Below are 23,399 nucleotides of genomic sequence, written 5' to 3' on the forward strand. Positions count from 1 at the left end.
AAAGCCCATTTTTTAGCTATGCTATTGGCTTAAAACAACAGGAAACAAGACGACTATGGAATTAAAAAAAGTACCTTTAAACGACATACACGAACAATTAGGTGCCAAAATGGTATCTTTCGCTGGTTATAATATGCCGGTTTCTTATACTTCATTACTGGAAGAGCATAAAACCGTACGAGAAGCCGTGGGTGTATTTGATGTATCCCACATGGGCGAATTTTTCATCAGTGGCCCTAAAGCACTTGATTTGATCCAAAAAGTAAGTAGTAATGACGCTTCAAAATTGGTAGTAGGCCAAGCTCAATATAGCTGTTTGCCTAATGCCACGGGAGGAATAGTAGATGATCTTTTGATCTATAAAATGTCAGAAGAAAAATATATGTTAGTTGTTAACGCTTCTAACATTGAAAAAGACTGGAATTGGATCAAATCACATAACTCATTTGGCGCAGTGATGGAAGATCAATCCAATGACTATGCGCTTTTAGCAGTTCAAGGTCCTAAAGCTATGGATGCTATGCAGAAACTGACTGATGTCAATTTAGAAGGCCTAAAGTATTATACATTTGAGGTAGATGAATTTGCTGGCGAAAAAGATGTGATTATCTCGGCTACAGGTTATACAGGTTCTGGTGGTTTAGAATTGTATGTGCCGGCCAAATCAGCGGAGAATGTTTGGAGAAAAGTACTGGATGCTGGAGAAGAATTTGGCATTAAACCTATTGGATTAGGTGCAAGAGATACTTTAAGAATGGAGATGGGATTGTGCCTATATGGGAATGATATTGACGATACCACCTCTCCTATCGAAGCTAAATTAGGATGGATCACTAAGTTCACGAAGGATTTCATCAATTCAGAAAATCTTAAAAAACAAAAAGAAGAAGGCGTTGATCGTAAATTAGTTGGCTTTCATATGATAGACAGGGGTATCCCTAGGAAAGGTTATGAAATTCTAGACATGGAAGGAAATACAGTGGGAGTTGTAACTTCAGGAACTCAATCACCTAATTTAGGTCATGGGATTGGTCTGGGCTATGTAAAAACTGATCTATCAAAACCAGAAACACCTATTCAAATAGCTGTTAGAAAAAATCAAATTAAAGCAGTGGTTAAAAAATTACCGTTGATTTAAGTAAGTAAAAAATATTTCATAACCCCTATTCATTTTATTTGAGTAGGGGTTTTTTGTTTGTTTCTAAATAGGTTATATTCCGTCTGCAAAACTAAAAACGCAACATTTGGAAGTATTAGGCATTGACATCGGGGGCTCCGGAATGAAAGCAGCCATTGTAGATTTGAAAACTGGTGAATTTACTACTAAGCGTAAACGATTTAAGACTCCACAACCAGCTACTCCTGAGGCGATGATGGATACTGTTGTAAAACTTCAAAAACACTTTAACTGGTCGGGACCTATCGGCTGTGGCTTTCCGGCTGCAATTATAAATGGGACTGTGAAAACTGCTTCCAATATTGACAAAAGCTGGATAGACAAGCCGCTAGCTAATATGATTAGAAAAGCTACTGGTTGTGCCACACGTGTTATGAATGATGTAGATGTTGCAGGCTTGGCGGAGATGAGATTTGGAGCTGGAAAAGGACATGATGGAACGGTTTTGGTCTTGGCCCTAGGGACAGGGATTGGTTCTGCATTATTCCATAATCAACAAATCATGCCCAATACAGAATTGGGACACATTCAGTTTAAGGGAGATATTGCCGAGGCATATGCAGCCAATTCCATAAGAGAAAACGAAGACCTAAGCTGGGAAGTTTGGGGCAAACGATTGAATCAGTACTTGGTGGAAGTACATAAATTATTTTGGCCTGATTTAATCATTATTGGTGGTGGAGTCAGCAAGAAATTTGAAAAGTATGACCGGTTTATTGATAAAAAGCTTAATGTGATTCCTGCCGAATTAAAAAATCAAGCGGGAATAGTAGGAGCTGCAAGTCAGTTTTTATAAGCACTCACTTAGCTTATTCTACAGGATAGCCGGTTAGTACATAATTATAATTTTCAAAGTCCTTTTTTAGATTCAAATATTCTTTATCTCCTGTTAATTCAAATAAAGTATAATACAGTAAAGAAGATAAGTGCTGTCCACCATCATTATTCCGAATATAGTCTAGCGCTTTTTTAACAATTTTGATTTTTTCAGACCGGATACCTTCGCCAAATTTTGATTTTTCAACGGCATTATAAGTTATTCCGTATTTTTTGAAGTAGATTTTGTCTGCTGCTATTAATTCTTGAATCAGTTCTGCAACTAACTCGCTCTCTTTATTTTTAGCTAAGTTGGATTCAATCAACAATTCATAAAATTTTAAATTATTTGGATATAACCTATGAAGCATTCTAGCATACTTATAGGCTGAATCTGGCTTATTCTCTAGTCTTAAATTAATATGTGATAAATATATCAAGGCCTCGGTTTTTGCTATGCTCTCGCCTTTAGCCACCTCTTGCAACCACCTCAGGCCAACTACTTTATTCCCTTCCTTAAAAAACCACATCATGGGTTCATAAAGAGGATTTTCAGACCGATAATAGTGATAAAAATAGTGATACAGACCAGATAGAAATAGCAACTCTTGTTGTTCCGGCTGCTCCTCTAAATTATTTTTAACAATATTGTACACCTTTGCCCCTTGCTGAAACGCTTTATAATAGTTTCCTTGATTATAATTAAACTCTGCCTTCAGCAAAGCACTGTTAACATAAAGATGATTAAGCCCCTTCTTATCATTCTCGACATCTGTGGCTTCTAAATACTCATTGTAAGCATTTAAAATATCCTCTTCCTGCTGGTGCATTGGTAAATAGTACCATCGCATATAATGAGATTTCAGGAAATTGTACCGGCCGCTTTCTTCTGTGCTATCAATATTAGAAATAACTTTACTGGCTTCAAAGAATTGGAAATTGTAGAGATAGTTGAAAAACTGCTGGTCCTCACTGTGATTAATCTGAGAAAATGAAGGCAATTGGAGGGTAAAAATTAGAAAAATGGAGAGCCAGTAAACTTTCATGTGTGACCAATTATTAAAACAATGCAGGATGCAATTGAAGGATTTCACCATAAGCATTTGCTCTATATTCCCTTTGTTTTTCCAATGCAGTTTCCTTCGCTTTCATATACCCTCCTTTGTGGTATCGTTGAAACCAAGGTAACACTACTACATAACCTTCGACCAATGAAAACTGAACGATGTAATTAAAATATAAACCAACTAATGATGCGGATAAAGCCAAAGAGTTTAGGCCATCTTTCCAATTGCCATATAAAATCTGGCCAGTTCCTGGCACGAAAACACTCATCCACATGGCTAAATTAGGTTTAACCTTTTCTGCCTTTTGGTTATAGATTTCAATAGTAGAGTATCCTACATTTGAGGTCAAATTCATATCAATTATATATTCAGAAAAGATTTTGTCAAATTGCTCAAAATCTTCTTTGAGAAAATAAGCAATCGATTTATAATACTGTTTCTTGAATTTCGCCTCAGGTAAATTAAAGTCATTGATAGCAGTCAAAGAAATTATGGCTTGATTGAATTCTTTAATACTCAAATACGCCAGACATTTCTTAAAAATAATATCATTCCGTTTATTAATATCATTTTCCATAAAACTGGCATTATCGTAAAATCTGATAGCTCTTTCAATATTGCCTTTCTTGAAATATGATTCTGCCAACTTCATATAAGTGTCTGAGGAAGTCTTCTCTTCGAAATAAATTGCTCTCTCATATGCTAATATACTATTAGTATAATTTCCAAGCTTAAACTGCTCTGCAGCAAACTGAAAGGTTTCGTCAATCGTTTGTGAATACAAATGATGAAATGGACAAAAACTAATAACTAGAACGAATAATATCTTCTGCATCATTTTCAATTTCTAGCCAAAAATTTTGATTATAGACTTTTACGGCCTTTGCCGAGCCATAAATATTACCAGCATAAAACCCAGTAGATAAACCCGCGAATACCCATCCCACAGTAGATGAGGCACCATTCTTACTAAATCCTCTATAAGATTGAAAGGCTGTACCTCCTACTACCAACAAACTAAAAATACCATCTTTATAATCACCTGTGTAAAATTTACCACTTCCTGGTAATACGGCAGACATCAAGACAGATACCCAAGGTTTTTTAGGTTTGAATATGCTAACTTGTTTTGACAACCTATTTAAACCAGAAATTGAAGGTTGGTTGAAATTCAGTTGAGGAATCTTTACTTCTGCTTCCGCCCAATTCCCAGCCATAATATCTCGATGCAATTCATAAATATTTAATTTCTCTTTGTCTATTGGCAGATTTTCAGCGCTGCTGTCAAAACCTTCAAACCTTTTACCAAGAATGAGCATTTGAAGGTATAGTTCACCCATAGGATTGGGAAAATCACTTAATGAAGTATATAATGATTCTGTTCGTTTAATAGCTTTTTCTAATTCGCCATTCTCAAAATAGCTGCGAACCAACGCAATTTTTAATAAATCATTATTTTTCTCCATGAACAGCAACCTTTCATATTCAACTGCTGATAGTTCATATTGCCCGCTCTTGAATAAATATGATGCAAATTCTTTACTTTTATTGACCGTATAAATGTCTTGAGAATAGCACAGGTTTGTAGTCCAAAGGAGTGTAAAAATTAAAAGAAATAATCTCATTGTACTTGTAGGGGATCTATCAAAAGACGAGTTTCAGGGTCAACCTCATATTTTTCTGGAGAAAGGGAATTACATCTTGACAATCTGTCGAAGCCGTTCATCATACCTTTTAATACCCCTTGTTTTTTCACTGCTTCTAAAGCATAAACGGAACATGATGGGATGAAAGAGCAAGATTGCGCATCTTGAGAGGAAATAAATGATTTATAAAAAAGAAATAAGCCTGAAAAGACAAATTGGATTTCGTTAGTATTCACATGAACGTGCTCATATTGATTTCGAACTTTTACTTTTTCGACCGTTGAATCATCATACTTAATTGCGCTTAAAACGGCTAATTCTTCTTCAACTTGAGACCAGGACTGAAAGCCAAAGACACTAATCAATAAGGTCAACACGATACATCTCGTCATTTTCAGACTCATCAATTTTGATATTACTAAAGGTTGTGATTTTATAGTATTCTTCTCCGTAAAGGTAAGAAACTTGAATGATTTGTTGGGGAAATGGCAACCCATTTACACTTGTATAGTTTTTATAAAATCTTTTCCCCATTATTTCACCATTAGGCTTAAATAAAACAATGCCGAACAATTGTTCATTTTTAAGCGATAAGATGGCTTTTCCCAACTTATCGCTTAATTCCTCTGGTGGTAGCCATTCAATGATAGTCTGGTCATCTGACTCTTCGATTGAATTTATGTAGTAACCCGCTTTATCTAACCCATAGTTTTTTAAATCCCCACTTAAAGCTAAATTAAAGATGGTAAATTTGTTTGTATTGGGAGTGAAATTTTGACTCACAACTTTTTTATTTTCCAATACATACATTTGTGTGTCGGCCATCACTAATGTTTTACGTTCAGGAAAAGATACTTCATAAATCACTTTATTAATTACCTTATCAAAAAATACTTCCCCTTTGTAAAATTCCTTGCCATTGACTGTATTCTCTTTAATCGAGAAATCAGCCTCTACTCTAAAATAAGCTTGTGCATTTACGAACTGATTCAGTTGGAAAAAAATAATTGTCAAAATAAGAATTACTTTTCCCATCACTTTTGTCCCTGCTTCATAGATAAAATACTTTCTAAAGCATCTTAGAAAAAGATACCAAAGCCACTACCTCCAAGTAACAAAAAGGAACCCACACCAATTAAGTATGAAATTTTATGATCATTTCCTTTACTGTCATTTATCAAGACTGTAAAAATACCAACTGGCCAGCAACATAAACCCCAAGCAAAAGATCCCCACTCGAAATTATCAATGGAAAATCCATTCTGACCCATCATCCCTTCTGGTCCGTAAGAAAGATTCATACCATTCACTAATCCAGCATTCTCCTCGTAAATGTTATGGATGGTAACATTTTCATTCATAGAAACATAGGTTTCCAATTCATTTAATTCTGCAAATTCTGCATTGATTTTTGATTCATCTAGTTCAAATAAATCAGCATTCGTTCCGTAGCTTAAAGATGTGAATACAAAACAAGCCAGAACAGCAAGTAGTAATTTTTTCATGTCAAATAGTTTTAGGTTTAATTATATTTTAAATAAATAAACGACTATTAAATTAAAATTGCAAAAAGGACTATTGTTTTTTAGCTAAAAGATTGAATTATTACATTAAATAACTACCCCCCTTGGTATATCAATCGGCAATCTGCTCAGTAACTCATAATTCAATTGATTACTTAGCTCCCCAAAACTTGCCACGGTCACCTTAACTTTGCCGGTGCTGCCAATTAGAATTACTTCATCTCCTTTCCCTACATTTTTACATTCCGTTACGTTAATAATCATCAAGTTCATATTGACTGTACTAATTACAGCCACTCTCTTACCATTTACGATTACTCTACCTTGGTTGCTCAATGAGCGAGCAAAACCGTAGGCATATCCAACCGGAACAGTAGCTATCTTCATTTTCTTCGGAGCTTGATAACTAGTGCCGTAGCCAATAAATTCTCCCACTGGCACTTCTTTAACTGACATAATTTTACTTCGCCAACTAATGACGCGCTTAAGGGGATGCCTTACTTTACGTACGCCCTCTTGTCCATAACCATTACTTCGTTGATACGCAATCAAGGTCTCTTGACTTGGCCAAAAACCATACAACAAAATACCGATCCGAACCATATCCATTTGAGTTTCCGGATAAGACATTGCAGCTGCAGAACAGGCGGTATGTTTCCTTTTTGGAATCAATTCGTTTTCTGTAAATTGCTTATAAATCTTTTTGTAAGTGTCAATTTGATCCATCACCCTTAAGTAATTTGTGATACTTTCTGCTCCAGCATAATGCGTACAAAGACCCTCCAAGGTAATATGATCTAAGTTATCCTTGACCACTTTTATCACTTCTTCAAGATAATTCTCTTCAAATCCAGTACGATTCATTCCTGTTTCTACCTCAATATGAATTCTGGCTTTAATATTAAGAAGCTTGGCAAAATGAATTGCAGCTTTTAATCTCCCCATCTCAAAAACGTAAAACTCTATGCCATTCTTAATAGCCCACTCTGTCTCTTCATCTTCCATCCAGCCCATTATCATGATATCCGTAGTTGGCTTCTTGACTTGGCAAACTTGCTGAGCTTCTTGAGTGGAGAACACTGACAGGTGCCTCACTCCTGCTGACTCAAATAAAGGAACCATGAATTCGATGCCGTGGCCATATGCATTACCTTTCAAAACAGCAGAAAGCAATACATTATCGGCTAACTTTTTTTTGACAAAACGCACATTTTGCCGAACAGCACTCTTACTTAAACTTATACTAGATGTACTAAATATGTTTTCGCTCATATTCTTCTATTTAGATTTGAAGCAAACAGATATTTTACAAAAAAGGCAATGAATAATGATTATCAAATCAAACAGAAGGTGCTAACACAGATGCTAATCTATCAAATCAAAGTATTTCATTAATCCAGCATACATTTGAACACCTGATTCAATTATACTGTCAGGAAAATCATAAAATTCATCATGCAGGTGAGGGCAATCGTCACCAGCACCAACCCCAAAGAAACCTGTTTTATATTGGAGCTTATACTGTCCAAAATCCTCACTCCATTTAAAAGGAGTAATCAATTCTTTAAAATTAAGATCTATACCTGTTGCTGCCTGCTGCATTATATCGAAAGATTCCTCGCTATTAATTGTGGCTGGGAAAACTTCCGTATAAGATATTTCACACCCCAATCCATCATCTTCACAATATTTGTGGACCAAGTTTTCAGCTTCATCAATGAGAAAGGACATATCCTCATCCCTCATTGCTCTTAGTGTGACTCTTATTTCGCCATAACCAGGGCTCGTTCCAAATGCGATTTCTCCCAGCTCGCTATGGATAACCGTTGCTAAGGTTAAATCTGAAAAATCAATTGTTCGATGAATATGTGTTATTTCAGTAGAAATCTTTGCCATTGCAAGTACTGGGCTTATTCCAAATTCCGGCTCAGCAGCATGACTCGTTTTTCCAAATATTTTAACAACCATCCCTCTCGAAGCAGCTGCAAAAGTTCCCTTTTTAGAAACAATTTCACCTTTCGGAAAAGCAGGAAGGTTATGGAGTCCGAACAGGTAATCAAGTTGTATGTCAAGAGCTTTTAAGCCCTTATTTATTCTTTCAGCACCTTCACCTGTTTCTTCAGCTGGTTGAAAAATTAAATAGACATTCCCTCTCTTTAAAGCATATTGCTTTAGATATGAAGCTACTCCCGCCACCATAGTCATATGACCATCATGTCCACATTTATGGGAAACATGTGGGGTTTTAGATTCATATTCTAAATGAATGGTTTCTTCTATATGCAAAGCATCTAAATCTGCCCGAAATCCTATACTTTGACCGTCTTCTTTACCTTTAAACAAAGCGATTACGCCATGTCCTCCAACATTTTTCCAAATATGGTCAGCGTTATACTTTTCAAGAAAGTCTACAATTATTTTTGCAGTCTTCTCCTCTTGATTGGCTACTTCTGCATGAGCATGCAAGTGATGTCGTAATGTGACTAGCTCATCTAAATTAAGCTTCAAATCCATACCACAAACTTAAAACTTATTCTACTGTTTTCTCAATATAATTGGAATTTAGAATCCCTAAAGCACCCATATATTTCACCTTGAAATTAATCAAATCCCCCACTTTCCTTTTCATATTATTATCTCCTAAGTCGATCACGATCATGTCTGAACTGGAACCTACAATTTCGAAATCATAGCCTTCCAAAATCAAATATTTTGGATCAATATCCAGTACTCCAATATCTAAAATCGCTCTAAAACTGGTTTCACCATACAATGACTCATCTATTTGAGTAGTTTCTCCTTGCGGATTTGCTGCCATTTCACCCATAGGGACTTTAGGCTTCTCAGTAATCTCAATGATTTCTGTAAATAGCTCAAGGCAATCATCATGCATTCCTTCTATGGTAGTCTCTTCAAAAAGATTTGCTCCAAAATAAAGTGTCTCTCCTATTCTAAAGTGATTAACACCTGCAGGGATTTGCTTATTCATGATTAAAGGAATAGTAACAGAAGTACCTCCTGAAACTAAAGGCAATTTCCTATTGAATTTCAGTTCAATTATCTGCTTATAAAGACTTAATTGTATAAGCTTGTCTTGAGAAGGTAAAACACCATGCAGACAGTTTAAATTAGTCCCTATTCCTTCAATTTGAATATTTGGAAGCTCGAACACCTTCGCGTAAAAATCAATTAAATGATCTCCCATTACGCCTTCACGTAAATCACCAGTTTCCACCATAATAATTACCTTATGTGTCTTATTTTGACGAACTGCCTCATCTGAGAGAAGTTTGAGGGTATAATATTCGGTATTCATGCTCATGTCAGCATAGCGTACAATATCAGGAATACTTCTTTTCGCTGGCGGCTTGATGTAGCAGGTTTTAACAGTGGAATCTATCTCTTTTACCTTCTGAAGGTTTTTTATACGAGAATCGTGAATTTCCCTGAACCCTAAATTTATGACTTCCTTTAAATAAAGTTCATTACCGCAAAACAGTTTAGTTACCGCTCCCCAATCTAGGTTGTTCTCTGTAAAAAGTTTATGTAAAAAATCAAAGTTATGTTTAAGTTTATCCTTGTATAATTTTAAAAATGCCATGTTTAGTTTTTTAACCTCATCTCCAAATATTTGTTGGTGAAGCCTAATTTCTCATATAAAAATTTGGCAGGATTTTCTGGTTCAACATGAAGGGCAATATCTCCTTTAGCTGTATTGATTGCTTTTTTCATCAGCTCTTTCCCAACTCCTTTACCCCTCTGGTCTGAATGAACAGCGATGTACACCAATATGTTTTCAGGAATGTAACCTGACATACCTGTTTGATTAACCACAACTGCTCCTTTTATACTTCCACTTTCCCTCGCTAAAACTACAAAACCACCCTGATGACCAAATGAACTAAGTGCGTAATCCAGACATTTCATAATGTCATCTTTGGAATCACCAAATTCATCAAGATGAGTATGCAGAAAATCTGCAATCTCGTTTTTCTGTAAAGTTGTTGCTGAGTCTATTGAAGTTAAAGTTTGAAATTCCATGTAATTATTTGTTTTTAGGATAAATTAGAGAGTAAGTTACAAAAATTATTGCTGAAAATAAGATACCAAACACGTTGGGATCTAATCCTGCGGGTAATTTAAATAAAATATCAGAAAATGGAATACCTATAATCTGCATTTTGTTGATTGATTCTACCGCTTGACCCGGTGTCATACTTTCTAAGTCTATCCCGATAAATTCTATATATGTTGTAGCCTCCCTTATAAATAATCGTAAATCAGGCATTTTAGTTGCAGTACCAAAGGTGATTTTATTGGCCTGAAGCAATGCGGTGGTCAATCCACCTACTATCATGGCCAAAAATGCTGCATTATTATTACTCTTTTTCCAGAACAATCCACCTAAAATTGGGATAAAAAGACCCGATACCATAAAAGCGTAGCTGTATAGCATCAGACTTAAAACATTCTCCATAGCGCTGGCAAGTAATAGTGCCACTGCTCCAACAATCAATGTCACAATTTGAGATAATTGAAGTTCTTTTTTATCAGAATTAAATCGAGTGGTAAATTTTTTAATAAAATCTGAAACGAAATTCCCTGAAGATGCCATTAAGCAACTATCGGCAGTAGATAGGATAGCTGAAAAATATGCTGACATCATTATTCCTAGGAGTCCTACGGGTAAAACAGTCGCCAACATCATAGGTAATCCTTTTTCTGGATCTGCCTGCGCAATATTTGCAGGCCCCAGTTCTGCAAACATCCCTTGATCAGCTGCTACTCTGGCCAAAACGCCCAATGCAACACCCATAAAAGCCATGATAGGCCATTCGAAAATTCCAGCAATAAACCATGCTTTTTTAGCGGTTTTCACATCTCTGCTGGCATAAATTCTTTGATACAAAGTCATTCCCACAAACCATATAGGAATAATGGTTACTACCCAATAAACTATATCCTGCCAGCTAATATTAGTGAAGGAAAGCATTTCAGGATCTAAGGTTTCCTTTATAGCAGACCATCCTCCTACAGCATTATAAGAAAGTGGAATTCCAATGAAAATCAGTCCAGTTAATAAGAGAATCCACTGAATGGTATCTGTATAAATTACAGCTTTAATTCCACCCATTACTGTATAAACCACCGCTATAATGCCCATAATAATCAAGGCTTGATTCAAGCCCAAATCTGGAAAGGTCCCAGAAGCTAATTTTGCGCCAGCCAAAATTTGAGAACTTGTAAAACCCAAGTAACCAATAGCTGAAATTAAGGCTGCTAATAATGCTGTTTTCTTATCAAAAAAATAGGCAAATAATTGCGGCATAGTATGAAATTTCTCAAATGCCTTATTACCTCTCACAACTGGGATTAAAAAAACAGCTGCTAACCAAGCACCTATTAAGCCGGTGAAAAGCATCCATGAACCTGATATCCCAATAGTGAAGCCCAGTCCTCCTAGTCCAATAGAAAAGCCACCACCTACATCTGTAGCCACCACACTCAAACCAATATGCCAGCTGGTCATTTTCCTTCCGCCCACATAGTAGTCATCCATTCCCTTATTAGATCTGAGGAAATAGTATCCAACTCCCAGCATGGCAATCATATACGCAATAAAAATACAAATATCAATGATATGCATATTCTACAGGTTAAAGTTAATAATTGTAATATATAAGGATGGATTAAAACTTAAACTACGAAAAATTTGCCAATCATTAAAATATATGGGGCATTCCTTCCTTTTATGGGTCTTTGAGAATAAAAAAAGGGCCGAAGCCCTTTTAAATTGATTTATATTATTGAGATTAACTTTGAGATCCCACTTTGGCACCCAAATATTCCCGATTCATTCTTGCAATATTTGATAAGTCAATTCCTTTAGGACATTCAGCAGAGCATGCACCTGTGTTAGTACAAGCACCAAAGCCTTCTTCATCCATTTGAGCTACCATTTTTTCAGCTCTTTCTGAACGTTCAACTTGCCCTTGAGGTAACATTGATAACTGAGATACCTTCGCACTTACAAAAAGCATAGCTGATGCGTTTTTACAAGCAGCTACACAGGCTCCACAACCAATACAAGTAGCGGCATTAAATGCCTCATCCGCTACTGACTTAGGAATAGGAATTTCGTTAGCATCTGGCGTTCCTCCAGTATTCACACTCACGTATCCACCCGCTTGAATCACTCTATCAAATGCACTTCGATCAACTGCCAAATCTTTGACAATCGGAAAAGCCTTTGCTCTCCATGGTTCAATAGTGATAGTTTCACCATCCTGGAAACTTCTCATATGAAGTTGGCAAGTAGTCACTCCTCTTAAAGGACCGTGCGGCTCACCATTAATATACATACTGCACATACCACAAATACCTTCTCTACAGTCGTGATCAAAATGCACAGGATCCTCATCTTTATCTATTAATTGCTCATTTAAAACATCAATCATTTCCAAAAATGACATATCGGAAGATACTCCATCCAACTCATACGTTTTAAATGCTCCTTTATCTTGATTGTTCTTCTGTCTCCAGATTTTTAATTTAAATTTCATAATTAAAATATTTTAGATGACCTAAAGCTTACTTATAGCTTCTTTGTGTCAGTTTTACATTTTCAAATATCAACTGTTCTTTGTGAAGTGTTTCTGGCTTTTCAGGACCATTATATTCCCAAGCCGCTACATAAGCGAAATCTTCGTCATTACGTTTTGCTTCACCTTCTGGTGTTTGATGTTCTTCTCTAAAGTGACCACCACAAGACTCTTCTCTGTGCAGCGCATCATCAATCATCAATTCCCCTAATTCCAAGAAATCTGATACTCTTGAAGCTTTTTCCAAAGAACTATTAAATTCCTCATTTGAACCTAAAACTTTCACATTCTTCCAGAAGTCAGCTCTAAGTTCCTTCACCATGTCTTTAGCTTTATTTAAACCTTCAGCTGTTCTTGACATTCCACAATAATCCCAGATCACTTTACCTAATTCTTTGTGGTAATGATCAACGGATTTTGTTCCTTTAATGGAGAGCAGTTTTTCAATATTATCTTTTACTGCTTTTTCAGCTTCTTTAAAAGCTTCGTGATCTGTTCCGATCGTCTCGTATTTCTCACCAGCAAGATAATTACCAATTGTATAAGGTATCACAAAATAACCGTCCGCTAAACCTTGCATCAATGCACTAGCTCCTAATCTATTCGCTCCATGATCTGAGAAATTCGATTCACCGGTTGCGTATAATCCATCAATATTGGTTTTTAAATTGTAATCAACCCATAGACCTCCCATTGTATAGTGTACAGCTGGGTAAATTGTCATGGGTTCTTTATATGGATTACTTCCAGTAATTTGTCTGTACATATCAAACAAGTTACCATACTTACCTGCAATCGTATCTTCGCCATCTCTATTAATAGCATCTCTGAAGTCCAAATAAACCGCTTTTCCAGATTCATTCACTCCTCGTCCTTCATCACATACGTACTTAGCATTTCTTGAAGCCACATCACGCGGTACCAAATTACCAAAAGCCGGATATTTCGTTTCTAGATAGTAATCTCTTTCATCCTCGCTTAAATCGTTAGGATGAATTTCTTTCTTTCTAATTTTCTCTGCTAATTCCTTCGTTGCAGGCACCCATACTCGACCATCATTTCTTAATGACTCTGACATCAATGTCAGCTTCGATTGGTGGTCTCCACTAACTGGAATACAAGTTGGGTGTATTTGGGTATAGCATGGATTTGCCATCAAAGCACCCTTCTTGTGCGCTCTCCATGCTGCGGTAACATTAGAACCCATTGCATTAGTCGAAAGGTAAAATACGTTTCCATATCCACCAGTAGCTAATACGACAGCGTGTGCCGAGTGAGATTCAATTTTCCCAGTTACTAAATTTCTTGTTACGATTCCTTTCGCTTTACCATCGACCATTACTAGGTCTAGCATTTCCGTTCTTGGGAACAACTCTACTTTACCGTTTGCAACTTGTCTACTTAGAGCACTGTAAGCACCTAATAACAGCTGTTGTCCCGTTTGACCTCTTGCGTAAAAGGTTCTCGATACTTGAGCACCACCAAATGATCGATTTGCTAATAATCCTCCATATTCTCTTGCGAATGGAACACCTTGCGCTACACATTGATCGATGATATTCACACTGACTTCAGCTAGTCGGTAAACATTGGCTTCTCGTGAACGATAATCACCACCTTTAATGGTATCATAGAAAAGACGGAAAACACTATCTCCATCATTTTGATAATTCTTGGCTGCGTTGATACCGCCTTGAGCTGCTATAGAATGCGCCCTTCTAGGACTATCTTGAAAGCAAAATGCTTTTACATTGTAGCCAAGCTCAGCTAATGAGGCAGATGCAGAAGCTCCGGCTAGACCAGTACCAACTACAATTACATCATATTTACGTTTGTTTGCCGGATTTACCAGCTTCACATTAAATTTATGATTTGTCCATTTCTCTGCCAACGGACCTTCAGGTATTTTTGATTCTAAATTCATAGTACAGTAATTAATCCTTAACTATTGAAAAACATGATTACAGGAATACTAGCAAATGCTGCCGGAATAAGGATAGCATAAACAATTCCTAATTTTTTAATGAATGGTGTATATTTACTATGGTTGACTCCAAGTGTTTGAAAAGCACTAGAAAAACCGTGTGAAAGGTGAAAAGCTAATCCCACCATGCATGCTACGTAAATTGCCACATACCACCATTCAGCGAATGCTGCATTAACAACTGCATATAGGTCTTTGTTTCCAGCTTCATCCATTGGGATTGAACCCCAATGCATTTCGTACCAAAAATTTCTCAAATGAATTACTAAAAAAACAAAAATGATGAATCCTAGAATACCCATATTCCTTGAGGAAAACGAACTATTCGCAGATCCTTTCACCTTGTCATAACCCACTGGCCTTGCATTTTTATTCTTAACTGCCAAGGCAATAGACATAATAATGTGGATTAAAATAAATGCATATAGACCATAAGAAGTGAATTTGATAATGGGATTCGATGTCATGAATTTAGCATATGCATTAAATGCCAAACCACCATCGTCAGCTAACAACTGAAAATTTCCCGCCAAATGGACAACCAAAAAAATGATTAAAAAAAGACCAGTAAGTGACATCACCAATTTCCTACCGATTGTACTTGTTAAAGTGTCAGAAAGCCAACTCATATATTTTACTTTAATTAATAGGTTTATAATAAAATGTTTGTCTCAAAGTTACATTTGGAACACTTAGAAAACAATTGTGTTTTCTATTTTAAACAATTCTAAATAATATCACTTACATTAAAAGAAAAATAACTTTTAATGAAATCTCAATGTTTCGATGTTTTGAGAACATTATTTTTTAAATTAACGTTTTAAATATCTCACCAATAGTTGACCAGTGAAAAAAATTAGCTTATTCATCATATTGATTTTCTGCACCTTAGGTGAAGCATTTGCTACTCACATACGAGCAGGAGAAATCACAGCCCGAAGAGTTGGATGTAGTGGTCTTCGCTATGAATTTACATTAACTGCTTACAGAGATACTGGTTCCGATATTCTATTTGGTAATGGTGAATTCAAATTCGGGGATGGTGAATCTATTATGTTAAACCCAGATGGTTTTAGCAGAAAAGAAATTATTGATGATGAGATAGAATTAGTTGAGTTTAAAATACCACATAATTATGATTCTCGTGGAGATTATGTCGTATCATATGTTGAAGATTTTCGAAATGTAGGTATCGTGAATATGAGTAATTCCGGTTCTGTTTCATTTTACGTGGAAACTTTAATAAGGCCAGATGTATTTTTTGGTTGTAATGACACACCGGTTTTTCTAATACCTCCTGTTGATAAAGCAGCCGTAGGAGTTTTGTTCTATCATAACCCTGGCGCATTTGATATTAATGGGGATAGTATATCTTTTGTGATGGTTACCCCGCAGAGTAGAGAAGGAGTGAATGTACCTAATTTTAGATCTCCAGAGATTGCTGCAGGTGGCCAAACCAGTCAGCAAACAGGCCCAGCTACCCTTACTCTTGATAAAGTACTAGGAGACTTAATTTGGGATGCTCCTGGAATGAAGGGTGAATTCAATGTAGCCTTCATTGCTGAGGAATGGAGGAAAATCGCAGGTGAATGGCGCTTTCTGGGCAGTGTTACGCGAGATATGCAAATTATTGTAGATGAAACTGATAACGATCCTCCTGAATTACAAATTCCTCTTGATACTTGCGTAGAAGCAGGAACCTTGCTAGAAGCTGAAATCATTGCTACCGATCCTAATCCAGAATCTCTAGTTCGTATCGAAGGATTTGGAGGACCATTTATTTTATCCCCACCTGCTATTTTAACTCCGGAAAGCGATGACTTTTTTGAGTCACCTACCTCTTCAAGTTTCTCTTGGCAAACGGATTGTTCACACATTAGAGAAGATCCGTATTTGGTAAGATTTAAAGCTACTGATAATGGGCCAGGATTACGACTGACTGCTTTTGAGACATGGAGCGTGACAGTAGTACCTCCGTCACCTAAAAATGTTGTTGCTGAAAGTAGACCGCAGCGTTCAATTGAGGTAACTTGGGACGAATACAATTGTGGTGATGCAGAAGTAATTCAAGTTTACAGACGAGTGGATAGCTATGAATTCGAACCTGAGAATTGTGAGATTGGTATTCCTGAGAATGGAGGCTATGAGCTCATTGGAGCAGTACCTGTGGGTCAAAATTCATTTGTTGATAACAATGAAGGTCAGGGACTGGCTTTTGGAGCTACTTATTGCTACCGACTAGTGGCTGTATTTGAACTGCCAAAGGGTGGTGTTAGTTATGCCTCAGAAGAAGTATGTCAAAAAATAGATGCAACTGGGCCAATAATTACAAATGTGACAGTTGATGAAACCGATTCTAATAATGGTGAAGTAACGGTGAGTTGGTTACCACCTTTAGATATTGATACCGAAATATATCCTGCACCATACAAATATCAAATTCTGAGAAGCAATGGTGGTAGTTTTGATCCTGTAGCTGTGGTGGAAGATGACACTACTTTTACTGATACTGGTTTGAACACCACATCGGGATCTTTTAGGTATCAGTTAGAATTATATCTTTTAAATGATGAAGTAAGCCAAGAAAATATAATTGAATTTTCCGCTACTGCTTCAACTGTGCGTTTGTCATCTGTCGGATTATTTGAATCGATTGCATTAGATTGGATTGCTATTGTACCTTGGTCAAACACCAATCAAGATAATCCCTATCATTATATTTACAGAAATAAAGTGAATTCAAATCCTGACCAACTGGTTCTAATTGATTCAGTTGATGTAACGCAGCTTGGTTTCAATTATATAGACAGCGGTCAATTCAACAATCAAAATCTATCCAATACGGAGGAATATTGTTATTATGTAACTACTTCTGGAGGATATGGAAATGAAGAGGTTTTTGAACCACTTCTTAATGATTCCCAGATTTTATGTGCTCGACCTGATGATCAGATTGACCCTTGTCCGCCATTCGATGTTGGTTTTCAGATTGATTCTCCAGACAAATGCCTAGAATTCTTGGCTGACAAAGACTGTGAATTCAATCAGTTCCAAAATGAGCTTTTCTGGGAGGCAGATTTAGCCGACAGCTGTGACAGTCAAATTAGCTACTATGAAGTCTTCTTCCAAAACGATTTAGGCAACGAATTTGAATTGGTTGGTGTAACTACTGATTCTTTCTTTATTCATGATAATCTTTCTGAATTTGCAGGATGCTATAAGATCAGGGCAGTAGATCAGTCTGAAAACAGAAGTGATTTTTCTGAAGTTTTCTGCAAAGAAAATTGTCCGAACCTAGCGTTCCCTAATGTGTTTACTCCTAACGGTGATGGGAAAAATGATTTCTTTACACCTTTCTATCAAAAGCTAAATGAGCCTGGCTCAATTGCTTTAGGCCGATGCCCTAGATTTTTGGAAAAAATTGAGTTTAAAGTATTCAATAGATATGGAAAGCAGGTATATGCTTATGAAAGTGGGGGCGAAAATGGATTATATATCGAGTGGGATGGAACAAACTTTGGAGGCGAACCACTTCCTTCAGCTACATACTTCTTTGAAGCAATTGCTATATTTGATATGCTTAGACCCGAAAACAAAGAAAGAAGGTATAAAGGATATGTTCAAATCATAAGATAATTGAAAGAAGAAAAACCTATCATATTCTTCGATGGAGTTTGTAATTTATGTAATGGAGCCATAAACTTCATCATTGATCATGACAAAACTGCTTACTTTAAATTTGCACCCTTACAATCCAGAGTTGCTGATGAATACCTCCCCACTTCATTAACAAAAAATACAGACAGTATTATTTTATGGGAATCAGAAAAAATCTATTCAAGAAGCACGGCCGCCTTAAGAATTGCTAAAAAATTAAACGGGCTATGGAAACTGTTTTACGTTTTTATGATATTCCCGAAATTTGCTAGAGATTCAGTATATAAACTAATAGCAAAAAACCGCTATAAATGGTTTGGAAAAAGAGAAACTTGCAGGTTGCCAACAGAAGATATAAAAAATAGATTTTTAGAAATGGATTAAGCCTATTAAGGCTATTTTGATTTTCTAAAAGTTTATATCTTGCCGAAAAATTCACATATTGATTACAATCAAAATTAACATTCTATGAAATTCGTACAAACCTTAGAACTTTAACTATATAAATAAAGACTTCTAAAGCTTGTGCAGTATTCCATAGTCCAACTTAAAAATAACTGTAGCATGAAAGCATATGTATTTCCGGGCCAGGGAGCCCAATATCCGGGAATGGGAAAAGAATTATATGACAACAGCAAAGAAGCTAAAAAACTATTCGACCAAGCCAATGAAATATTGGGCTTTGAAATCACAAAAGTAATGTTTGAAGGAACTGCGGAAGAACTGAAAGAAACTAAAGTCACTCAACCTGCTGTTTTTCTGCATTCAGTAATAAATGCTCTAGTTCATCCAGATTTCAAGCCCGAAATGGTTGCTGGTCACTCTTTAGGGGAATTCTCTGCATTGGTAGCAAACGGTACTTTAACCTTTGAGGATGGTCTAAAATTGGTATATAAAAGAGCCTTGGCAATGCAAAAAGCATGTGAAATTAACCCTTCAACCATGGCAGCAGTTTTAGGCTTAGAAGATGAAGTAGTAGAAAAAATATGTGATCAAATAACAGGAGAAATTGTAGTACCAGCTAATTACAATTGTCCAGGTCAATTAGTAATCAGCGGTTCCAACAAAGGAATTGAAATCGCATGTGAAAAAATGAAAGAAGCTGGAGCCAAGAGGGCTCTCCCACTCCCTGTTGGAGGTGCGTTTCATTCACCATTAATGGAACCTGCAAGAACAGAACTAGCCAAAGCGATACAAGAAACAGCATTCAGCAAACCAAACTGCCCGGTTTACCAAAATGTTAATGCTCAAGGCTCTATTAATGTTGAAACTATTAAAGAAAATTTGATTTCACAATTGACCGCTCCGGTACGATGGACTCAATCAGTGCACCAAATGGTGCAAGATGGAGCTTCCATTTTTATTGAAAGTGGACCAGGTAAAGTACTTCAAGGATTAGTCAAAAAGATTAATAGAGAATCCGAAGTGGCACAATTGTCGTAGGTTTAGCAAATAAATAATTGCAATAAGTGGGTATTTCATCAAAAAACGCTCAACTTCAATTGTTTACTGAAAATTTAAACGATGCAAAAGCCCGAAATTCCACAAAATGAAAAAGACCGGTTAAGTGAGCTCCGCAGGTTAGATATTCTTGATTCTGAGCGGGAAAAAGAATTTGACGATCTTGTAGAGCTCGCTTCTATTATTTGCAAAGTACCCATCTCATTGGTGACACTAGTAGATACCGATAGACAATGGTTTAAGTCTAAAAAGGGCTTAGATCCAGATTCAACGGGACGTGATGTCTCCTTTTGTGGTCATGCTATTAATCAGGAAGAAATATTCATCATTGAAAATGCTATAGCTGACGAAAGGTTTTTTGATAATCCTTTAGTCACTGGTGATCCTAATATCAGATTCTATGCAGGGATGCCAATCAAATCTGAGAATGGCTATAATTTAGGTACCTTATGTGTCATTGATTCTAAACCGAAAAAGCTCAATGAGCTGCAAATTAAAGCTTTAAAAGTATTAGGTGCGCAGGCTTCTAAGTTGATTGAGCTAAGAGATAAAAAAAATGAATTAGAAATTAAGAATGAAAAGTTAGAATCTTTAAACCAACTGAATAATCGGATAACCAGCATTATATCGCATGATCTAAAAGGACCAATTACAAGTCTAAGGGCATATTTGAATTCAAATTACGTAAATGCGAATGATGCAAAGGATTTGGCTAAGTTATTCCCCCTAGTAAAAAATAATCTCAATAGCCTCCACGAATTAGTCGAAAACCTTTTGGACTGGTCAAGGAACACCAACGATGTTAATTTTACTGAAGTGAAATTAAAAGATGTAGTGCTTGAAACATTCTACTTATTTGAAGGAAATGCTTTAGAAAAAAGTATTACACTTGACTATGAGATCGATGAAGATGGCAAGGTGATAGCAGATGTCGGTATGCTTAAGTTTATCTTGAGAAATCTGATAAATAATGCAATCAAGTTTACTGAAGACGGTAAAGTGAGTGTTAAAACTGAAAAGATTGGAGATGATAAAATGCAGATACAGATTATAGACACTGGGGTTGGAATACCAAAAGATTTGTTGGGTAGAATCAAACTAGTGGACAAGAAAGTGTCAACAAAAGGAACAAGAGGTGAAAAGGGAACGGGATTGGGCCTTCAGCTTGTGCGTGAGTTCTTATCTATACATAAATCTGAATTACATATTGAATCAGAAGAAAAAAAAGGAAGTACATTTTATTTTATACTTCCTTTTAGTCAAAACATATAGGGTAATTAATTCTCCCATTAAAATACACAGTTACTAAAATGGTATTATTACAAAGGCATTATTAAACGATCTATTTTATATATTATCACTTCATTAGTTTCATCATATTTGCCCTCTATAGTAGCATTTTCAACTTTTAATTCATTACCATGAAAAATTTGAATAGGCTGGTTTTGAAGTGTTGTTAATTTTTCAGATCCTTTAAACTCTTCTATTAGTACTTTTTTAGGAATTACATGATAACTTAACAATTCAACTAAAGCATCTTTATTATCTTCATCCATAAAGTTTTCCCAAACATCTTCAGGTAATAACCTAAACGCCTTATTCGTAGGAATCATTAAAGTCATATTAGATAACTCAGCTACTTTTTCTGATAGTGATGCTTTGTTAATAGCCTCATAAAACATGGAAAACTCCGGATTATTTTCGATAGTTTTTATTATCCTATCTACTTCTTCAATACTTAATGTCTCAGTATCGGGTTTAATTTCTAATCTTAAATGAGCAAACGATTTTGTTCCTATAATTGAAGCAACGATTATGCCTATACATAAGATAATATTTCTTCTTTTCATCAACTTAAAATTTAAAAACTCTGTGTAAAAATTATAACTGCTTTATTAACACAGGTCTTTAAATTTTGTTTAACTATTTACATCATTTAATTAAACAAAATTGATTACTCGAATTCTGATCGCTTTTCAGGGTCGTACTTTACAAAGAGATTTATATACGCTGCTCTAGATAAGCGAAAGGTTATCGGAATCATCACTAACGACAAGGAGACCGACAAAGTAATTATCAACCAAAGTTTAGCAAAACCCAAAATATTCAAAGCAACAAAGACTGTAATGATTAAGGCTACTTGCATAGCATAACTTATATACATTGCACCATCAAAGAAAGAAGGCTCTGACATATATCGCAAGCCACAATGAGCACAATGTTTAGGCATTTTTTGAAAGTTCCTTAAATCATATGCTTTCGTTTCAAACAAATCACCTTCATGACACCTTGGACATTTATAGTTGAATATGCTATATAATTTACTTCCTTTTTTCATAGGCTCTTTTAAACTCGGGTTCAAACATTTGTTTACAAGCTGCAAATAAAGATAAATATAATATCCTGTATGTGACCTAAGTAGCACTTAGGTATTTAGCCATCTCCAAAATTTACCTAAAGCTGTTTTAGGTTTTGGTTTCTTATTAAGATTTATCTGTTCTACGGATGATTTCTTTTTCTTAGGTCTGTTTTTTTGTTCGATCTGTTTCGGCTTCAAGACCTTTTCTTTATAGAATTCTTTCCGCTTTTTCTTCTTTTCTTTAGTAACTCTCTCACGCTTCCTAGCTTCCCTATCCTGTTCTCGCTTTCTGATCTCTGATGGGCTTAACTCTCGCTTTTGTTTCTTATTTTTTGACCTCTTGCTTACAATCTTAGAATCAGGCTTCCTCGGTTTACGATTTACTTCTTTCTTTTCTTCAGGATCCGATTTTGGTTTTGGTTCAGGTAACTCAATTTTACCTACCACATTCAAGCCTTTTAATTCTACTTTTGGTGCTTTAATAACAAAATCTTCATTTGAATTATCATCCTCTCCTTCTAATAAATCATGTACAGTTTTAAATGATTTCCGAGTTGAAATTTCTTCATCCTCGATTCTCGCCTTAGCTTCTTCTGAAGAATCAACTTTTTCGTTCTCATCGATGTCTATTTGTTCAGACTGATCTAGTGCTACCTTATGATCTTGCTCTTCATAATCATCCTGGACATGTTCAGGTGGACCTTCCAGATGTTTTTCATTATTTTGATCCAATACTTCCTCGCCTTCCTCTTCAATTTCGAAATACTTGTAAAGTAGATCTACAGCTTTTTCATCCAATTTTGTATTTGAATCTCTCTCAATAGAAATACCTCTGATCTCAAGGAAATCTACAATATCTTCTGTAGTAATCGAAAGTTTTCTCGCTGCCTGGGCAAGTCTCATGGTTGTTTTTGGTTATTAGCTGCTTAGTTGCAAATATATCATTTTAAGGAGACATATGAATAAGTGTTCAACAATTTAATGATGACGCACTAAGATCAGCTATTTGAATTATAAAGAATGGAAGCTGAATAGTCTACTTCAAAAAGAGATCTACTTTAGAATATTTGAACAAATAAGTGCGGAAGTCATAGGGCACTTCCGCAC

Annotated in this window: 23 protein-coding genes; 6 read left to right on the forward strand and 17 right to left on the reverse strand. The window is 35.9% G+C overall.

Features of this window, described 5'->3' with window-relative positions; all coding sequences use genetic code 11:
* Positions 1–55: 55 nt before the first annotated feature.
* A complete protein-coding gene (gcvT, locus tag B9Y84_RS15945; RefSeq protein ID WP_085518387.1) occupies positions 56–1,138 on the forward strand; it encodes a glycine cleavage system aminomethyltransferase GcvT in 1,083 nt (360 codons plus the stop codon).
* A 106-nt stretch (positions 1,139–1,244) separates the two neighbouring features.
* Positions 1,245–1,973: a polyphosphate--glucose phosphotransferase gene (ppgK, locus tag B9Y84_RS15950; protein ID WP_085518388.1), complete on the forward strand. Its 729-nt coding sequence runs from the start codon at positions 1,245–1,247 to the stop codon at positions 1,971–1,973.
* 13 nt (positions 1,974–1,986) lie between these two features.
* Here the strand turns inward: ppgK and B9Y84_RS15955 are convergent, their stop codons facing one another.
* The 14 genes from B9Y84_RS15955 to B9Y84_RS16020 form a co-directional block, all read right to left on the reverse strand.
* Positions 1,987–3,039, reverse strand: a complete 1,053-nt coding sequence (locus B9Y84_RS15955) for a hypothetical protein (protein WP_085518389.1) — start codon at positions 3,037–3,039, stop codon at positions 1,987–1,989.
* 13 nt (positions 3,040–3,052) lie between these two features.
* Complete coding sequence (locus B9Y84_RS15960; RefSeq protein ID WP_085518390.1) at positions 3,053–3,898, reverse strand: tetratricopeptide repeat protein; 846 nt, start codon at positions 3,896–3,898, stop codon at positions 3,053–3,055.
* A complete protein-coding gene (locus B9Y84_RS15965) occupies positions 3,864–4,526 on the reverse strand; it encodes a hypothetical protein (RefSeq protein WP_139828065.1) in 663 nt (220 codons plus the stop codon). Before B9Y84_RS15965 ends, B9Y84_RS15960 begins: the two co-directional genes overlap by 35 nt.
* Before the next feature lie 155 nt (positions 4,527–4,681).
* On the reverse strand, positions 4,682–5,098 hold the full coding sequence (yidD, locus tag B9Y84_RS15970) for a membrane protein insertion efficiency factor YidD (RefSeq protein WP_085518392.1): 417 nt from the start codon (positions 5,096–5,098) through the stop codon (positions 4,682–4,684).
* Positions 5,064–5,741 (reverse strand): hypothetical protein, encoded by a 678-nt coding sequence (locus B9Y84_RS15975; RefSeq protein WP_085518393.1) that lies wholly within the window; start codon positions 5,739–5,741, stop codon positions 5,064–5,066. Before B9Y84_RS15975 ends, yidD begins: the two co-directional genes overlap by 35 nt.
* 44 nt (positions 5,742–5,785) lie before the next feature.
* Positions 5,786–6,211, reverse strand: a complete 426-nt coding sequence (locus B9Y84_RS15980; RefSeq protein ID WP_085518394.1) for a hypothetical protein — start codon at positions 6,209–6,211, stop codon at positions 5,786–5,788.
* A gap of 105 nt (positions 6,212–6,316) precedes the next feature.
* Positions 6,317–7,501, reverse strand: a complete 1,185-nt coding sequence (gene alr, locus B9Y84_RS15985; RefSeq protein WP_085518395.1) for an alanine racemase — start codon at positions 7,499–7,501, stop codon at positions 6,317–6,319.
* A 93-nt stretch (positions 7,502–7,594) separates the two neighbouring features.
* Positions 7,595–8,743, reverse strand: a complete 1,149-nt coding sequence (locus tag B9Y84_RS15990) for an amidohydrolase (RefSeq protein WP_085518396.1) — start codon at positions 8,741–8,743, stop codon at positions 7,595–7,597.
* A 16-nt stretch (positions 8,744–8,759) separates the two neighbouring features.
* Positions 8,760–9,830, reverse strand: a complete 1,071-nt coding sequence (locus B9Y84_RS15995; RefSeq protein WP_085518397.1) for an alanine racemase — start codon at positions 9,828–9,830, stop codon at positions 8,760–8,762.
* Between the two features lie 2 nt (positions 9,831–9,832).
* Positions 9,833–10,270, reverse strand: a complete 438-nt coding sequence (locus tag B9Y84_RS16000; protein WP_085518398.1) for a GNAT family N-acetyltransferase — start codon at positions 10,268–10,270, stop codon at positions 9,833–9,835.
* Positions 10,271–10,274: 4 nt separating this feature from the next.
* Positions 10,275–11,876 (reverse strand): sodium:solute symporter family protein, encoded by a 1,602-nt coding sequence (locus B9Y84_RS16005; RefSeq protein WP_085518399.1) that lies wholly within the window; start codon positions 11,874–11,876, stop codon positions 10,275–10,277.
* 166 nt (positions 11,877–12,042) lie between these two features.
* Positions 12,043–12,792, reverse strand: a complete 750-nt coding sequence (locus B9Y84_RS16010) for a succinate dehydrogenase/fumarate reductase iron-sulfur subunit (RefSeq protein WP_085518400.1) — start codon at positions 12,790–12,792, stop codon at positions 12,043–12,045.
* A 28-nt stretch (positions 12,793–12,820) separates the two neighbouring features.
* Positions 12,821–14,755 (reverse strand): fumarate reductase/succinate dehydrogenase flavoprotein subunit, encoded by a 1,935-nt coding sequence (locus B9Y84_RS16015; protein WP_085518401.1) that lies wholly within the window; start codon positions 14,753–14,755, stop codon positions 12,821–12,823.
* Positions 14,756–14,772: 17 nt separating this feature from the next.
* Positions 14,773–15,444, reverse strand: coding sequence for a succinate dehydrogenase cytochrome b subunit (locus tag B9Y84_RS16020; RefSeq protein WP_085518402.1), 672 nt, complete (start codon positions 15,442–15,444; stop codon positions 14,773–14,775).
* A gap of 217 nt (positions 15,445–15,661) precedes the next feature.
* Between B9Y84_RS16020 and B9Y84_RS16025 the strand changes: the two genes are divergently transcribed.
* From B9Y84_RS16025 to B9Y84_RS16040, 4 genes are all read left to right on the forward strand, one after another.
* A complete protein-coding gene (locus B9Y84_RS16025; RefSeq protein WP_085518403.1) occupies positions 15,662–18,451 on the forward strand; it encodes a T9SS type B sorting domain-containing protein in 2,790 nt (929 codons plus the stop codon).
* A complete protein-coding gene (locus tag B9Y84_RS16030) occupies positions 18,452–18,856 on the forward strand; it encodes a thiol-disulfide oxidoreductase DCC family protein (protein WP_085518404.1) in 405 nt (134 codons plus the stop codon). It begins immediately after the preceding gene.
* A gap of 180 nt (positions 18,857–19,036) precedes the next feature.
* Positions 19,037–19,915 carry an ACP S-malonyltransferase gene (gene fabD / locus B9Y84_RS16035; RefSeq protein ID WP_085518405.1) on the forward strand — a complete coding sequence of 293 codons (879 nt, stop codon included), beginning with the start codon at positions 19,037–19,039 and terminating at the stop codon, positions 19,913–19,915.
* 81 nt (positions 19,916–19,996) lie between these two features.
* Positions 19,997–21,205, forward strand: a complete 1,209-nt coding sequence (locus tag B9Y84_RS16040; RefSeq protein ID WP_085518406.1) for a GAF domain-containing sensor histidine kinase — start codon at positions 19,997–19,999, stop codon at positions 21,203–21,205.
* A gap of 47 nt (positions 21,206–21,252) precedes the next feature.
* Here the strand turns inward: B9Y84_RS16040 and B9Y84_RS16045 are convergent, their stop codons facing one another.
* The 3 genes from B9Y84_RS16045 to B9Y84_RS16055 all read right to left on the reverse strand — a co-directional run bounded on the left by B9Y84_RS16045 (position 21,253) and on the right by B9Y84_RS16055 (position 23,195).
* Positions 21,253–21,783, reverse strand: a complete 531-nt coding sequence (locus tag B9Y84_RS16045; protein ID WP_085518407.1) for a fasciclin domain-containing protein — start codon at positions 21,781–21,783, stop codon at positions 21,253–21,255.
* Positions 21,784–21,887: 104 nt separating this feature from the next.
* The gene (locus tag B9Y84_RS16050) at positions 21,888–22,271 is read right to left on the reverse strand and encodes a DUF983 domain-containing protein (protein WP_085518408.1); all 384 of its coding nucleotides are present in this window, start codon (positions 22,269–22,271) and stop codon (positions 21,888–21,890) included.
* A gap of 87 nt (positions 22,272–22,358) precedes the next feature.
* Entirely contained in the window at positions 22,359–23,195 is an 837-nt protein-coding gene (locus B9Y84_RS16055; protein ID WP_085518409.1) for a hypothetical protein, read from the reverse strand.
* Positions 23,196–23,399: the final 204 nt, after the last annotated feature.

It is taken from the genome of Marivirga sericea (genome assembly GCF_900177665.1).
Classification (GTDB): domain Bacteria; phylum Bacteroidota; class Bacteroidia; order Cytophagales; family Cyclobacteriaceae; genus Marivirga; species Marivirga sericea.

Bases quoted from the DNA above. Each gene is read 5' to 3' on its own strand.
- gcvT (WP_085518387.1), top strand. From the start codon at position 56: ATGGAATTAAAAAAAGTACCTTTAAACGACATACACGAACAATTAGGT.
- B9Y84_RS15955 (WP_085518389.1), bottom strand. From the start codon at position 3,039: ATGAAAGTTTACTGGCTCTCCATTTTTCTAATTTTTACCCTCCAATTG.
- B9Y84_RS15960 (WP_085518390.1), bottom strand. From the start codon at position 3,898: ATGATGCAGAAGATATTATTCGTTCTAGTTATTAGTTTTTGTCCATTT.
- B9Y84_RS15965 (WP_139828065.1), bottom strand. From the start codon at position 4,526: ATGGAGAAAAATAATGATTTATTAAAAATTGCGTTGGTTCGCAGCTAT.
- yidD (WP_085518392.1), bottom strand. From the start codon at position 5,098: ATGACGAGATGTATCGTGTTGACCTTATTGATTAGTGTCTTTGGCTTT.
- B9Y84_RS15975 (WP_085518393.1), bottom strand. From the start codon at position 5,741: ATGGGAAAAGTAATTCTTATTTTGACAATTATTTTTTTCCAACTGAAT.
- B9Y84_RS15980 (WP_085518394.1), bottom strand. From the start codon at position 6,211: ATGAAAAAATTACTACTTGCTGTTCTGGCTTGTTTTGTATTCACATCT.
- alr (WP_085518395.1), bottom strand. From the start codon at position 7,501: ATGAGCGAAAACATATTTAGTACATCTAGTATAAGTTTAAGTAAGAGT.
- B9Y84_RS15990 (WP_085518396.1), bottom strand. From the start codon at position 8,743: ATGGATTTGAAGCTTAATTTAGATGAGCTAGTCACATTACGACATCAC.
- B9Y84_RS15995 (WP_085518397.1), bottom strand. From the start codon at position 9,830: ATGGCATTTTTAAAATTATACAAGGATAAACTTAAACATAACTTTGAT.
- B9Y84_RS16000 (WP_085518398.1), bottom strand. From the start codon at position 10,270: ATGGAATTTCAAACTTTAACTTCAATAGACTCAGCAACAACTTTACAG.
- B9Y84_RS16005 (WP_085518399.1), bottom strand. From the start codon at position 11,876: ATGCATATCATTGATATTTGTATTTTTATTGCGTATATGATTGCCATG.
- B9Y84_RS16010 (WP_085518400.1), bottom strand. From the start codon at position 12,792: ATGAAATTTAAATTAAAAATCTGGAGACAGAAGAACAATCAAGATAAA.
- B9Y84_RS16015 (WP_085518401.1), bottom strand. From the start codon at position 14,755: ATGAATTTAGAATCAAAAATACCTGAAGGTCCGTTGGCAGAGAAATGG.
- B9Y84_RS16020 (WP_085518402.1), bottom strand. From the start codon at position 15,444: ATGAGTTGGCTTTCTGACACTTTAACAAGTACAATCGGTAGGAAATTG.
- fabD (WP_085518405.1), top strand. From the start codon at position 19,037: ATGAAAGCATATGTATTTCCGGGCCAGGGAGCCCAATATCCGGGAATG.
- B9Y84_RS16040 (WP_085518406.1), top strand. From the start codon at position 19,997: ATGCAAAAGCCCGAAATTCCACAAAATGAAAAAGACCGGTTAAGTGAG.
- B9Y84_RS16045 (WP_085518407.1), bottom strand. From the start codon at position 21,783: ATGAAAAGAAGAAATATTATCTTATGTATAGGCATAATCGTTGCTTCA.
- B9Y84_RS16050 (WP_085518408.1), bottom strand. From the start codon at position 22,271: ATGAAAAAAGGAAGTAAATTATATAGCATATTCAACTATAAATGTCCA.
- B9Y84_RS16055 (WP_085518409.1), bottom strand. From the start codon at position 23,195: ATGAGACTTGCCCAGGCAGCGAGAAAACTTTCGATTACTACAGAAGAT.